12 protein-coding genes are annotated in these 13,268 nt (G+C 65.9%); 2 read left to right on the top strand and 10 right to left on the bottom strand.

The window, feature by feature from the left end:
* The first annotated feature begins 15 nt into the window (after nucleotides 1-15).
* On the top strand, nucleotides 16-570 hold the full coding sequence (locus tag F3J19_RS30210) for a putative glycolipid-binding domain-containing protein (RefSeq protein ID WP_167049801.1): 555 nt from the start codon (nucleotides 16-18) through the stop codon (nucleotides 568-570).
* On the opposite strand, the gene F3J19_RS30215 is transcribed toward F3J19_RS30210, so the two are convergent.
* From F3J19_RS30215 to F3J19_RS30250, 8 genes are all read right to left on the bottom strand, one after another.
* Nucleotides 545-1,588, bottom strand: a complete 1,044-nt coding sequence (locus F3J19_RS30215; RefSeq protein WP_167049803.1) for an alpha/beta fold hydrolase — start codon at nucleotides 1,586-1,588, stop codon at nucleotides 545-547. The genes F3J19_RS30210 and F3J19_RS30215 overlap by 26 nt on opposite strands.
* Nucleotides 1,585-2,466 carry a metal-dependent hydrolase gene (locus F3J19_RS30220; RefSeq protein WP_167049805.1) on the bottom strand — a complete coding sequence of 294 codons (882 nt, stop codon included), beginning with the start codon at nucleotides 2,464-2,466 and terminating at the stop codon, nucleotides 1,585-1,587. Before F3J19_RS30220 ends, F3J19_RS30215 begins: the two co-directional genes overlap by 4 nt.
* Nucleotides 2,467-2,569: 103 nt before the next feature.
* Nucleotides 2,570-3,478, bottom strand: coding sequence for an SDR family oxidoreductase (locus tag F3J19_RS30225; protein ID WP_167049807.1), 909 nt, complete (start codon nucleotides 3,476-3,478; stop codon nucleotides 2,570-2,572).
* Nucleotides 3,479-3,522: 44 nt separating this feature from the next.
* Nucleotides 3,523-5,184, bottom strand: a complete 1,662-nt coding sequence (locus F3J19_RS30230; protein WP_167049809.1) for an NAD(P)/FAD-dependent oxidoreductase — start codon at nucleotides 5,182-5,184, stop codon at nucleotides 3,523-3,525.
* Nucleotides 5,185-5,456: 272 nt separating this feature from the next.
* Nucleotides 5,457-6,323, bottom strand: a complete 867-nt coding sequence (locus F3J19_RS30235) for a MerR family transcriptional regulator (protein ID WP_167049811.1) — start codon at nucleotides 6,321-6,323, stop codon at nucleotides 5,457-5,459.
* Between the two features lie 90 nt (nucleotides 6,324-6,413).
* Nucleotides 6,414-7,007: a GNAT family N-acetyltransferase gene (locus F3J19_RS30240; protein ID WP_167049813.1), complete on the bottom strand. Its 594-nt coding sequence runs from the start codon at nucleotides 7,005-7,007 to the stop codon at nucleotides 6,414-6,416.
* A gap of 112 nt (nucleotides 7,008-7,119) precedes the next feature.
* Nucleotides 7,120-8,034, bottom strand: coding sequence for a MurR/RpiR family transcriptional regulator (locus tag F3J19_RS30245; protein ID WP_167049815.1), 915 nt, complete (start codon nucleotides 8,032-8,034; stop codon nucleotides 7,120-7,122).
* A gap of 120 nt (nucleotides 8,035-8,154) precedes the next feature.
* Nucleotides 8,155-9,042, bottom strand: coding sequence for a DMT family transporter (locus F3J19_RS30250; protein ID WP_167049817.1), 888 nt, complete (start codon nucleotides 9,040-9,042; stop codon nucleotides 8,155-8,157).
* A gap of 111 nt (nucleotides 9,043-9,153) precedes the next feature.
* Here F3J19_RS30250 and F3J19_RS30255 point away from each other — a divergent pair, with 111 nt between their 5' ends.
* Complete coding sequence (locus F3J19_RS30255) at nucleotides 9,154-10,593, top strand: PLP-dependent aminotransferase family protein (RefSeq protein ID WP_167049819.1); 1,440 nt, start codon at nucleotides 9,154-9,156, stop codon at nucleotides 10,591-10,593.
* A gap of 30 nt (nucleotides 10,594-10,623) precedes the next feature.
* On the opposite strand, the gene F3J19_RS30260 is transcribed toward F3J19_RS30255, so the two are convergent.
* Nucleotides 10,624-11,715: a TAXI family TRAP transporter solute-binding subunit gene (locus F3J19_RS30260; protein WP_167049821.1), complete on the bottom strand. Its 1,092-nt coding sequence runs from the start codon at nucleotides 11,713-11,715 to the stop codon at nucleotides 10,624-10,626.
* Between the two features lie 278 nt (nucleotides 11,716-11,993).
* Nucleotides 11,994-12,899 carry a hypothetical protein gene (locus tag F3J19_RS30265; RefSeq protein WP_240159359.1) on the bottom strand — a complete coding sequence of 302 codons (906 nt, stop codon included), beginning with the start codon at nucleotides 12,897-12,899 and terminating at the stop codon, nucleotides 11,994-11,996.
* Nucleotides 12,900-13,268 lie beyond the last annotated feature (369 nt).

A 13,268-nucleotide genomic window follows, 5' to 3' on the forward strand; every position in this document is an offset into this window, starting at 1 on the left:
GCGAGGAGACAGGCGATGCGTGAACTACGGTGGGCCTCGGAAGAGGGCGACGGCATCGAACATCTGATGTTCGATGCGCGCGACGACGGCTTCGCGGTCGAGAGTGTCGTCGTCGGGCAGCGCTACGGCAAGACGTATGGGCTGCATTACAGGGTGCGCTGCGATACGCAGTGGCGCACGCGCCATGCGTGGCTGAAGATCGTCGGCGGCGGCGAACTGGAATTGCACGGCGACGGCGCGGGGCGCTGGCACGACGGACATGGTCTGACGTTGGGCGCGCTCGAAGGCTGCATCGACATCGATATTGCCGCGACGCCGTTGACGAACACGCTGCCGATTCGCCGGCTCAAACTGGCCAAAGGCGAGCGCCGGCCGATCGAGGTCGCGTATGTCTCGACGCCGGAGTTGCAGGTCACGCGCGCCGAGCAGGCGTATACGTGCATCGAGCCGGATCGCGAGTATCGCTATGAAGGCCTATTCCGCGACTTCACCGCGGATATGCGGGTCGATCGCGATGGCCTCGTGATCGACTATCCGACGTTGTTTACGCGCTTGCCGCGCGCGCGTTGAGCGTTGTGCCGGCTGTCGTTGTGCTTGTAGTTGTGGCTGCCGTTGCGATTATGCTTGCGGCGTTTTCATCCGCCGCCTGTATTGGCCGTGCGTCGACAAACCGCGCGACATGCGCCGCGATCAATGCGGGATCGCGCAGCACGACCCAGTGGCTCGCGTCGATCTCGGTGCGTTCGTAGGCGCCGAGCCATCCTTCGAGTCCCAGCGATAACGCCGGTCCGACATAGCGGTCGCGCAGCGGCACGATGAACTGTACCGGCGCATGCGCGTGACGTGCGCGCGGCCGCAGCAGTGTGTCGATGAAATTCGCGCGATAAAGATTGAGGCCGTTGATCGCGTTGCGCTTCTGCGCGGGATCGCGAGCCGTGCGTACGTGCTCGGTCGCACGCAGCCATAGCGGCCACGCGTATGCGCCGCCCATGCGCCACACGAGTTCCGGCAGCCACGGCAGATGAAAGAAGAAGATGTACCAGGATTTCAGCGCTTGCCGCACGCCGCTGCCGAACGGGCGCCGCGTTTTGCGCTCTGCCGTTGCGTGCGTTGCGTGCGTTGCGTGCGTTGCGTGCGTTGCGCGTGCCGTACGCTCCGCGCCACCGCCGCGCAAATCGAGCGAGGCGTGATCGAGGCACGGTCCCGAGATCGATGTATACGATGCAATACGGCCCTTGAACGCCGGATCGGTGACCGCTTCCCAGCTTTGAATCGACCCCCAGTCGTGACCGACGAGGTGAAACGGCTGAGCACCGCAGGTTGCATCGGCAACCGCGGCGAGATCGGCGGCAAGACGTTCGAGCCGGTACGCAGCGCGCGTGGCGGGGGTGCCGGACGCGCCTGCGCCGCGCACGTCGTAGGCGATCACCCGATAGCGCGCCTCGAGTTGCGCGCGCACCGGTTCCCACACCGCGGCCGAATCGGGATAGCCGTGCACGAGCACGATCGGCGTGGCGTTGCGCGGTCCGCTGACGTAGACCGCGAGCTGCACGTCGCCGGCATCGACCGACAGCGTCTCGCGTATCACGCGGCCGCCCGCACGCCGCGGCGCGGCGCATTACGCCTGACCGGCGAGTGCGCGTTGGTCGCTTCGACGGCGGCGACGAGCCCGTCGATCCGCGCGAGTTGCGAGCGGTTGTCGTGATCCCACGGATGGAAGCCGGGCCGGAAAAAGCTCAGCCATTCGCCGGCGATGCGTGCAAACACGCCATGGCGCGGACCGTACAGGTACTTCGTGAGACGCCACATGCCGCGCAGGTGTCCGCCGCGCTTGCGATCGGCGACGATGAGCCGCACGTTGTAGTCGAACACGATGAGCCAGAACGTCAGCGTGGTGGCGAGCATCGTGCCGGTGCGCAGCAGGTAGCGCCCGAGGCCGGGTTTGAGCACCGTATTCCAGACGTCGTACGAAACGGACTTGTGCTCGGTTTCCTCGAGCGCGTGCCAGGTCCACATCTGCGTATAGCCTTCGACCGAGCCGGCGATGCGCGTCGAGTCTTCGAGCAGCAGACCGGCCAGCATCGCCGTGTAGTGTTCGAGGCAGACCGTGATCGCGAGCTGATACGAATCGGGCAGTACCTTGCGGAATAGATTGAGCAGCCACCACAGCCGCTTGTCGAGCTTGTGCGCGGGCAGTCCCGCCTGTTGCAGCAGGTCGTTGTACTCGATGTGCTCGCGCGTATGCATCGCTTCCTGGCCGATGAAGCCGAGCACCTGCTTCTTCAGCTTGGGGTCGTCGATCCGGTCGCGATAGTTGCGCACGGAATCCATGAAGAAGCGCTCGCCGGCCGGAAACAGCAGCGAAAGCGCATTGAAAAAGTGCGTGACGTGCGAGCCTTGCGCGTGCCAATCGCACGCGCGTTCCGGCGGCAGATTGAAACGCAGGTCGCGGCGAACTGGCATCATGGCCTGTCTCCCTTGTGATCGCCGGCACGATGACGTGCCCGGTCTTGCCGATTGAGCGCGGCGTGACTAACTCGGTATCGTTGAGCGTATGACATCGCGGACCTCACGCGCGCTTGCCGTCGAGCTGCGCGGCGCGGCGCGCGCGTTTTTCGGCGACGCGCTTGAGCCGGCGCGTCTGCATCACGACGAGCGCCTGATAGGCGGCGGGCAGCGTGCGCGCGAGCCAGTCGGCCGCGCGCGCGTCGCGGCCGATCAGCACGCGCCGTCTGTTTTTGCGCACGCCGTCGAGAATCACGCGCGCGGCATCGTCGGCGCTCGTGATGAAAAATTTCTCGAAGTCGTCCTTACCTTGCTGTTCGTTCTCGACCATGAAGCCGACCATGTTCTGCGCAATCCGGCTCGCTTGCGCGATGTTGGTTCGAATGCCGCCCGGATGCACGCAGGTCGCCGAGACGCCGCATTTCATGAGGTCGAGCTCCTGACGCAACGACTCGGTGAAGCCGCGCACCGCGAACTTGGTCGCGTTGTAGCCGCTCATGCCGGGCTGCGAAAAGAGCCCGAACACGCTCGACGTATTGACGATATGCCCCTCGCCCGAACTCTTCAGATACGGCAGGAACGCTTTCGTGCCATGCACGACGCCCCAGAAGTTGATGCCGACGATCCATTCGAGATCGGCGTACTCCATGCCGTCGATCGTGCTCGACAACGCGACGCCGGCGTTGTTGAACACGAGATTGACGCGCTCGTGTTCGAGCGCGGTGGCGGCGGCCCACTCGAACATCGCCGCGCGATCGGCGACGTCGAGCACGCGCGTCGTGATCCGCAGCGGCGCGCCGACCACGTGCGGCGCGGCGGCCTGCGCGAGCTGAGCGGTGTCGGCGAGGCTGGCCGGATTGCGGTCGGCGAGCGCGAGATGACAACCCTCGCGCGCGAGCCGGATCGCGAGCGAGCGGCCCATGCCCGAGCCCGCGCCGGTGATCGCGGCCACTTTATCGGTGAAGTGCTTCATTGGCTCCTGTCCTCCCTGATTGCTGCGCTGCCGTCGTTATCCGTTCAGGTCGCTTCCGCCGACGTCACCGCGGCGTTGCCGTGCGCAGGCGCGGGTTGCTGCATCTGCGCTGTGGCGCTCGCGGGATGAGTCGACTGCCTGATCGCCTGCATGCCCGCCTGTACGCCCGCCTGCGGCGCGGGCGCAAGCGCGAAGTAATCGTTCATGCGGAACGTGCTGGTGGCCTGGCGGAACTTGTATGCGAAGCCCGGCCACAACGTGGTGTTCTTGCCGGTCTTCGGATCGAGATACCAGCTCTCGCAGCCGCCCGTCGACCAGATCGCGTGATCGAGCTTGCGCTGGATGCGCTCGTTGTAGTCGCGCTCGACCTGCGGACGCACTTCGATCGCGGCGGCCCGTTCGGTCTTCATCGTCCGCAGCGCCTGCAGGACGTATTCGACCTGCGACTCGATCATGAACACCATCGAGTTGTGGCCGAGACCGGTGTTCGGGCCGACGATCATGAAAAAATTCGGATAGCCAGGCAAGGTCGTACCGAGGTACGCATGCGCGCCGTCGCGCCACGTCTCGACGATATCGACGCCGCCGCGACCGCGCACGACACCGGGTGGAAACGGATCGGCGACCTGGAAGCCGGTGCCGAAGATCAGGCAGTCGGCCGGATGACGCACGCCATCGGTCGTGACGACCGCGTCTTCCTCGATGCGCGCGATGCCGGTGGTCTTCACCGAGACGTTCGCTTGCGCTACGGCCGGGAAATAGTCGTTCGAGATCAGGATGCGCTTGCAGCCCATCGTGTAGTTCGGCGTGAGCGTCGCGCGCAGTTGCGCATCGGGCACCTGGCGGCGCAGATGACGCTCCGCGACTTTCTGCGCGGTCTTCATCAGCGAAGGATGAATCGCGAAGCCGACCGCGCGCGATTCGAGTATGCAGTACAGCGCCGAGCGCATGATCTTCTGCGTGAACGGCAGACGTTTGAACAGCCACTGTTCGAGCGGCTTCACCGGCCGGTCGGCCTTCGGCATGATCCACGGCGGCGTGCGCTGGAACAGATCGAGATGCGCGACGCGCGGCTGGATTTGCGGCACGAACTGGATCGCGCTCGCGCCGGTGCCGATCACGGCGACGCGTTTGCCTTCGAGCGCATAGTCGTGATCCCAGTGCTGCGAATGAAACGCCTTGCCCTTGAAGTTTTCGATGCCGGGAATATCGGGCAGCGCCGCGCGCGACAGGCCGCCCATGCCCGAGATCAGCACGCGCGCCGACCATTGCTGGCCGTTTGCGAAAGTCAGCTGCCAGCGGTGGCGCGTTTCGTCGTAGATCGCGCTCGCGAGTTCATGGCCGAAGCGCAGATGACGCTCGACGCCGAAGCGCCGCGTGCAGTCTTCGAGGTACGCGCGAATTTCGGGCTGGCGCGCGAACATGCGGCTCCAGCGCGGATTCGGCGCGAACGAAAACGAATAGACGTGCGATTGGACGTCGCACGCGCAGCCGGGGTAGTGGTTGTCGCGCCAGGTGCCGCCGACCGAGCCGGCCTTCTCGGCGATGACGAAATCGATGATGCCGGCCTGGCGCAGGCGGATCGCCATGCCGAGGCCCGCGAAGCCGGAGCCGATGATCGCGATGTCCGTGTGGACCAGCGCTGTATCGAGAGGCGCGCGTGGTTCGGGCGGCGCGTCGTCGTGGGACATCGTGCGGGCGTTCATCCGATCCGTCTCCTTTTTACGCTATTAACTGTTACATTGATTGATGTAACAATAAGGGCTGAGAACGAAGGATGCAAGATGCCGGTTAGACGGCGGGCTCTAGGGTGGGGGGGCGGGCGAGATGCGCCCGGCGTAGGCGGCGAGGCGCGTGACGGTGTGGGGTGGCGTTGGCCGGTGCCGGACCTGGATTGCGGTTGCGGCGGGACTGAGTTGCGCCTCGCCAATGCTGGAAGCCGGCGAGGCCGTTTCGCAAAGCGGTGTGGGTGCCCGGCTTACTTCTTCGTCTTACTTTTTTTCTGCGCCGCGCGTTTTGCCGTTTCGCCGTCCGCGGAGTGGCCGAGCTTCTTTTCCATGATTGCGGCGACGCGGTCGCCGAGATAATCGCCGGAAGCTTCTTCGAGCGCGCGGTTCATTTCGCTTTCGACGAGCACGCTCGCCAGCGGCCGCAAGCGCCAGATCGCGTCGACGAGCGCGGGTACGTCGGCGGGCGGCGGCAGCGCATCGGCTTCATAGCGGTCGAGCTGACGCACGACCAGATCGACCAGCGCTTTCGCGACTGCGTTGAAATGCGGCCGCGCGATGCTCACCGCGTCGAGCAGGTCGGTGAGCGGGATGCCTTCCTTCGCCATCGTCGCGCCCGCGGCGAGCGCGGTCGGATTGGCCGAGACGAAAGACAGGCCATTGCGTTCGAGCAGCCCGAGCTCGACCGCTTTCGCGAGCGCGCTCGGCGAGGCTTTGTCGCCGAACATCTGCACCAGCTCGATCAGCGAATATTTTTTCGGCCGCTCGCGCGACCAGCGTCCGCCAATGGCGGTTTCGAGCCCGAGGATCGAGCGCAGGTCGTGACCCTCGTCGACGGCCTTGATGAGGTCCTGGATGTTCGCAAGCGTGTAGCCGCGCGCGAGCAGATGGTTGATGAGCTTCAGACGCGAGACGTGCGTGTCGTCGTACACGCCGACGCGGCCGCGCTTTTCCGGCGGCGCGAGCAGACCGCGATCCTGATAGGCGCGCACGTTGCGCACGGTCGTGTCGCTGACGCGCGCGAGTTCGTCGACGGTGTATTCGTTGCGCGGCGACGCGCTTGCCGGATGGCTGGAACCGGCGGGCGCGGGTGGGGCGGAAGGCGGCGTGTTCGGCATGCCCGGATTTTAACGCGGCAGCGCCGCGCGCCACCAGCGCGCGGGCCAGGTAGCGCGGCTCGCCTCATGGGTTCGCCCCGGAGGCTCGCATCAGCCGCTGATCGCCTCGTCGGGGGCGCTCGAAGCGCCGCGGCCGAGCGTGCGCTGCATCAGCGTCGTATCGAGCCAGCGGCCGTGTTTGTAGCCGACCGCCTTCAGCGTGCCGGTCAACTCGAAGCCGAGCTGGCTGTGTAAAGACCGGGAGCCGCCGCTGCCGCCATCGGCGATTACCGCGATCATCTGGCGCCACGGCCCGCTTTCGCAGCGTTCGATCAGCGCCTGCAGCAGCACGCGTCCGAGGCCGCGTCCGCGATAGGCGTCGCTCACGTAGATCGAGTCCTCGATCGTGTTGCGATAGGCGGCGCGCGGGCGATACAGCGTCGCGTAGCAATAGCCGGCCACCTCGCCGTCGAGTTCCGCGGCCATGTACGGCAGGCCGTGACCGCGCACCGACGCGAGCCGCATGCGCAGTTCGTCGACCGACGGCGGCGTTTCCTCGAACGAAGCGACGCCGGTCAGCACGTGGTGCGCGTAGATGGCCTGGATCGCGGGGAGATCGGCCTCGGTGGCGTCGCGAATCCGTGGCGTGCCGGGTGAGCCCGGGTTGGCAGGGGTGGGCGGGGACGTGGATCGGGTCGGGCTCATGAGCGTTCCTGGCGTGTTGCCGGCAAAGATTTCGACTATGCCTGCCGCGCGCGCGGATTTGAAGCGGGTCAAAAATCCCCGCTATGCGTGGGAGCGTACGAGAGCCGAGGCCTCAAAGATCGAACTGATCGAATTCGCTCTGCAATTCGCGGTTGCGCGCGACGCGCTCGTCGATGGCCGGCCCGAGCCGCTCCACCACGGCCGAGATCAGCAGATTGAACAGGCACGTGAGCGGTGCGAGCGAATCCCAGAACTGGCCGACGTCGGTCTTCACCTGCAGAAGATCGCCCTCGAAATCGCGCGCCCACGGGCAGTAAATGTCGGTGACGAGCGCGAAGGGCAGGCCGCGGCGCGAGGCGGCTTCGCAATAGCGGCGCGCGATGGCCGAGTACGCGCGCGTATCGGTGACGATCAGATACGGTGCGTTGAATTCCGAGTTCAGCGAATCGACGTAGGAGCCCGACATGCCGTCGGAATAGAACACGCGCGGGCGGATGTATTCGAGGTAGCTGTAGAACGCATTGCCGATGCCGCGCGTCGACTGGATGCCGAGAATGTAAATGGCCTCGGCATGCGCGATGCGTTCGGCGACGCGCGCGAACACCGGCGAGCGCGCGAGTTCGTACACATGCTGGATCGCGCCGATTTCGAGTTCGAGCGATTGCGCGAGCGTCGCGTCGCGCGCAGACGAAGCGCCGGCATCGCCGGCGGCGGGCGTGCCGCCTTGCGCGTGAGCGGCTTCGTGCGTGCCGCGGCGGAACGCATCGAGCCGGTCGGTGATGAGCCACGGACGTTGCTGTGTGGTGCCGCGCAGTTCGCGCTTGAGATCGTCGAGATTGCGGTAGCCGATGCTGCGCAGAAAGCGGCCGACGGAGATGCCGCTCGTGCCGGCTTGCTGCGCGATCTGGTCAGCGGTCTCGAGGCCGAGCCGGTCGAGGTTCGCGAGCATGTAGCTGGCGACGCGTTTCGAAGTCGGCGTGAGTTCGGCAAAACGGGCTTCGACGGTTTGGGCAAAGGCGGTCGGCATCGGCGGTCGCGGCGCGGGGGTTGAGCTATCGTCGGCATGATGACATATCGACCCGCGGGCCGCGCGATTCGATCCCGAAAAAGGCCGTGATCGTGCTGCGCTGGTGCGCCGGACAGCGCGTCAGGCGGCGCGCCGCGCCGGCGCCGCGCGCGAGAAACGCCGCGCGAAGGCCACGCAGGCGACCACGACGACGGTGACGAGAATCATCGACGGCGGCACCTGTTCGTGCAGCAGCAGTCCCGCGAGCAGCAGGCCGAAGAACGGCTGCAACAGCTGCAACTGTCCGACCGCTGCGATGCCGCCGAGCGCGAGCCCTCGATACCAGAACACGAAGCCGATCAGCATGCTGAAGAGCGACACGTAGGCGAGGCCCCACAGTGCCGCCGCGCCGATGCCCGCGAACGAGGCGGGCCGCGTCCACCACGCGAGCGGCAGCATCAGCGGCAGCGACAGCACGAGCGCCCACGAGATCACCTGCCAGCCGCCGAGATGGCGCGAGAGGCGCGCGCCTTCCGCATAGCCGAGCCCGCAGACGACGATGGCAGCGAGCATCAGCGCGTCGCCGAGCGGCGAAGCGTCGACGCCGTGCCGCAACGCGAACGCGACGACCGCGCCGCTGCCGAGCGCCGAAAACAGCCAGAACGCGGGTTGCGGCCGCTCGCCGCCGCGCAGCACGCCGAAGATCGCGGTCGCGAGCGGCAGCAGGCCGATAAACACGACCGCATGCGCGGCGCTCACGTGACGCAGCGCGAGCGCCGTCAGGAGCGGAAAACCGACTACGACGCCGAGCGCGACCACGACGAGCGGCAGCACGTCGCGCCGCACGGGCCGCGTCTCGCGAAACGCGAGCAATAGTAGCAGGCCGAGGAGACCCGCGATCGTCGCGCGCGCGACGGTCAGAAACACTGGGTCGAGCCCTTGCACGGCAAGACGCGTGGCCGGCAGCGAACCGCTGAAAATCAGCACGCCGGCGAGACCGCTGAGCCAGCCGTTGGTTGTCTTGTCCATTGAAGTTATCCCACCTATCGAGGAAGCACCATGATGCGCTCCGGTACCGGAAACGGTAAGCTACAGATCAGTACACTTTGCACAAACTGTATTGAACATGGAGCAGTACAGATGACGGAAAACGGGAACAGCGGGGCGCCTTCGGGCACCCGGGTCGAGCGCGTGATGAACAGCCTGCGCGAGCGCATCGCGAGCCGTTCGCTGATGCCGGGCTCGCGCGTGCCGTCGATCCGCGCGATGACCGGCACGCTCGGCGTGTCGAAGTCGACGGTGGTGGAAGCCTACGATCGTCTGGTCGCCGAAGGGGTGATCGTCGCGCGGCGCGGCTCCGGTTTCTTCGTGTCAGGCCATGCGCCGCCGTTCGCGCTCGCCGATCTCGGGCCGCGCCTCGATCGCGAGGTCGATCCGCTGTGGCTCACGCGGCAGTCGCTGGAAACGGACTCGAAAGTGCTGAAACCGGGCTGCGGCTGGATGCCGGCGTCGTGGCTGCCCGAAGACGGCGTGCGCCGCGCGCTGCGCGCGGTCGCGCGCGACCCGCAGGCATCGCTTGCCGACTACGCGAGTCCGGCCGGCTGGCCGGCGCTGCGTCAGCAGCTTGCATGGCGGCTCGCGCAGCATGGCGTCGATGCGCCGCCCGAGCAGATCATGCTGACCGACGGCGCCACGCATGCGCTCGACCTCGTGTGCCGCTTCCTGCTCGAACCGGGCGATACGGTGCTGATCGACGATCCGTGCTACTTCAATTTCCAGGCCTTGCTGCGCGCGCACCGCGTGCGGATCGAGAGCGTGCCGTATACGCCGCAAGGACCGGATCTCGCGGCATTCGAGCGCGCGCTGATCGAGCATCGTCCGCGCCTCTACGTGACCAACTCGGCGATTCACAATCCGACCGGCGCGACGCTCGCGCCGGCCGTCGCGCATCGGCTGCTCAAGCTCGCGGGCGAGCACGATCTGCTGATCGTCGAGGACGACATCTTCGCCGACTTCGAGGACGAAGCCGCGCCGCGTCTTGCCGCGTTCGACGGGCTCGCGCGCGTGGTGTCGATCGGCAGCCTGTCGAAGACGCTGTCGGCGGCGGTGCGCTGCGGCTATATCGCCGCGCGCGCCGAATGGATCGAGCCGCTGATCGATCTGAAGCTCGCGACGTCGTTCGGCAACGGCCAGCTCGCGGCGGGCGTCGTGCATCGCATGCTCGTGGACGGCACCTATCGGCGCCATCTCGAAGCGATGCGCGCGAAGCTTGCCGATGCGATGGGCGAGACGATCCGGCGTCTCGGCTATGCGGGCCTCGATATCTGGACGCGGCCGCGCGCGGGGTTGTTCGTGTGGGCGCGTCTACCCGATGGGCTCGATGGCGCCGAGATCGCGCGTCATGCGTTGTCGGCCGGCGTGGTGTTCGCGCCGGGCAACGTGTTCAGCGCATCGCGGGCGGCCGCAGGCTTTCTGCGCTTTAACGTATCGCAATGCAATCGCCCGAAGGTCTACGAGGCATTGCAGCGGGCGATGGAAGCGAGTGCCGTGGCGGGTGCGACGCAGCGCGAGCGCGTTTGAACGCTCGCGTTTTTGCCCTACCGGCAAGCGCTATTTGCACAGCAGAAGCAGGCGCTCCTGGTCCGTGCAGGGCGTGCGCGGTTTCTGCGCGGCCTGGGTGGGCTGAGTGGTTTGAGCCGCCGCCGCGTTTATCGCCGCGCCGCGGTTCGCGATGCAGGCGCGCAGATGTTTTTCGACGGGACCGTAGTACTTCCATCCGCGCACGAGCGTCGGCAGTTCGAGCTTCACCTGCTTCCATTTCGGATGGCCGTGCTCCTGCAGATTGTCGAAGTTCGCGCACAGCGAGTCGGCGAAATGATTCAGATTGCTGACGGTATCGCGCAGACCGTAGTCGTAGGTCACGAGAAACGCCTTCACGGTCAGGCCGGGCACGTCTTCCTTGAGCCAGCCCGGATAGCTGCTCTGACGGATCGTGGTCGGGAAGTAGGTCTGCTTCGCGCGGTTCGTTTCCGGCGCATTGGGGTCGGCGCGCAGCAGGCGCAACTGTTGCAGCAGGTCGGGACTCATGTCGTTGAAGAGCTTGGCGGGCTGCCCGACCACGATGATCGCGACGTCGATCTTCTTCACGATCAATGCGGCGAGCGCATCCTCGTTGCTCAGGTGCTGGATGTTCTGCTCGGGAATCGGCTGGCCGAACATCAGGCGATAAAGCGTCGTTGCCGACTGCGCGGTGCCGCTGCCGAGCAGGCCGACGCTGATGGTTTTGTCCTTGATGTCGGCCAGCGTTTTCAGCGGCGAATCCGCGCGCACGACGACGTTGATCTCCTCGTCGTAGAGCGGCATGATGAGCCGCAATGGCCGGATCGTCGTGCCCGCTTCGGGGTTGCCCGAGTTCGCCATGTCGACGAATGCCTGGTACACGTCGGACTGCACGAGCGCGAGCTTTACGCCGGGCTCGAAGCGCATGCGCTGCACGTTTTCGGCCGAGCCTTTCGAGGCGACCACTTCCAGATCGATGCCGACCGGTTGCGCCACCCATTTCGCCAGATCGTTGCCGAACTGGATATACGTGCCGCGCTCGGGCCCCGTGACGATCTTGTAGTGAGCCGGTTCCGCGCTTGCCAGCGAACCCACGACCAGCGCCGCCAGCCCCAGCCATCCCGCGAGAAGTCTCTTCAGCATGGTCTCTACCTATCGGTCAGGTTTATCGAGCTTCCCGCGTCGGCGCGCGCGAAGCGCCAGTAATCCGGCTGTGATGTCATGTTCGAGGTGCCGCGATGCCTGGGTCCGTCTGTTTCCGCTCAGAGAAAGCACGATAAGGTGTGCGTTGGTATGGAGCATGGCAATTTATTCGGTATCCAGATAAAAAATTGCATGCCGGAAGGCGGCGAGACGATTTCCTGCCTTTCGAGCGTGCGTGCGAGTGTGCGCGTTGTTGCCGATCTGCTGTCGTTCTCCTGCTAATCGCGTCGAGGCGTCGGCGTTTGCAGTTGCGTTTGCGCGATCGGCTTGCCTTGTGCCGCGCCGGTGGTCGACGCGTGCGGATTGAGCGGCGCCCAGCCGGTCTCGCGAATCACACGTTCGAGAATGTTCTTCGCCATGTCGTTGCCACTGTCGATCGCCAGCGCCTCGTTCGCGTGCTGACGCGCGCACGGCCACGACTGTTGCGCGACGCAAGCCTGCGCGGCCTGCAACGCGCTGTCGCGGCGCTCGGTGAGGGGACGTAGCTGCGCGGCCAGATCTTTCGCGTCGGCGTTGCCCGGTTGTAACGTTTGCGCGGCGGCAAGCGCGGCTTGTGCCTTGGACAGATCATTGCCGCGCAACGCGAGACGCGCAGCATCGAGTGCCCGCGTCGCGTCGCGGAACTGCATCGGCGGTTTCGCGGGCGCGGCGAGAACCGGTGGCGCGACAGGTGCGACAGGCGTAACCGGAACGACTGGCGTCGTGGGCCTGACCGCGGCCGGTGAATTCGCGGTCAGCGATTGCGTGACGGAAGGCGCCGACGCTAGTGGCGCGATCGTGCCGGTCGTCATTCTGGTATCCTGATTAATTGAATCGGCACTTTCATCCTCGTTGTCGGCGCCATCGCTAAAGAGGGTATAGCCGACATACGCCAGGGCAATGGCGACAAGCGCGCCGAGCACATACAGCACGCGTCGAATCGTCCGCGTTGTATTACGCGGCACATACACAGGTTCTTCTTCGAGCAGCGGATCCGGCGTATCGGGCGAGACGAGCGCCGTGCGCATGGCCGGCTTGCGGGGCCAGACTTCGTCATGGCGCGCCGGATGGGCGACGAGGCTTCTCTCGTCCTGCGGGTCCGATGCGTTCAGCCCGGTTTCGAAACTCTGTAAGGGCTTATGCATCGTGCTCGCGCGACTGCCCGGTATTTCGGTGCGTGTGTGAGGATGCAGGGCGGGGGCCGCATCCGCATCGAAGGGATGCGCGGCGCCGCAATACGGGCAGCGCGCAACCTGCCGGTACAGCGCGCCGCCGCAGCGTCTGCAGGGCATCGGAAAGCTATGGCCGGTTGCGGTCTGTATGGACATGCCGTGGACCCACCTGTGGAAAACGATGCCGTAAAGGCATGCTCCGGATCGTGTTGAGGCTGGAAGCTGGTCCGCGGAATCACGATCCACATGCGCCGGAGAGTCTCGCAGACGTAGGCCGCGCCTACGTTGCCGCTATTTCCAATATGTGGCGTTTCGCCGGGAACGTCAATCTGCTTTCATACC

Origin of the sequence: Burkholderia sp. Ax-1724 (assembly GCF_011752995.1) — a bacterium.
Taxonomy (GTDB): Bacteria; Pseudomonadota; Gammaproteobacteria; order Burkholderiales; family Burkholderiaceae; genus Paraburkholderia.

Coding starts and splice junctions, on each gene's coding strand:
- F3J19_RS30255 (WP_167049819.1), top strand. CDS start 9,154: ATGACGGAAAACGGGAACAGCGGGGCGCCTTCGGGCACCCGGGTCGAG.
- F3J19_RS30230 (WP_167049809.1), bottom strand. CDS start 5,184: ATGAACGCCCGCACGATGTCCCACGACGACGCGCCGCCCGAACCACGC.
- F3J19_RS30235 (WP_167049811.1), bottom strand. CDS start 6,323: ATGCCGAACACGCCGCCTTCCGCCCCACCCGCGCCCGCCGGTTCCAGC.
- F3J19_RS30265 (WP_240159359.1), bottom strand. CDS start 12,899: ATGCATAAGCCCTTACAGAGTTTCGAAACCGGGCTGAACGCATCGGAC.
- F3J19_RS30210 (WP_167049801.1), top strand. CDS start 16: ATGCGTGAACTACGGTGGGCCTCGGAAGAGGGCGACGGCATCGAACAT.
- F3J19_RS30260 (WP_167049821.1), bottom strand. CDS start 11,715: ATGCTGAAGAGACTTCTCGCGGGATGGCTGGGGCTGGCGGCGCTGGTC.
- F3J19_RS30240 (WP_167049813.1), bottom strand. CDS start 7,007: ATGAGCCCGACCCGATCCACGTCCCCGCCCACCCCTGCCAACCCGGGC.
- F3J19_RS30225 (WP_167049807.1), bottom strand. CDS start 3,478: ATGAAGCACTTCACCGATAAAGTGGCCGCGATCACCGGCGCGGGCTCG.
- F3J19_RS30250 (WP_167049817.1), bottom strand. CDS start 9,042: ATGGACAAGACAACCAACGGCTGGCTCAGCGGTCTCGCCGGCGTGCTG.
- F3J19_RS30245 (WP_167049815.1), bottom strand. CDS start 8,034: ATGCCGACCGCCTTTGCCCAAACCGTCGAAGCCCGTTTTGCCGAACTC.
- F3J19_RS30220 (WP_167049805.1), bottom strand. CDS start 2,466: ATGATGCCAGTTCGCCGCGACCTGCGTTTCAATCTGCCGCCGGAACGC.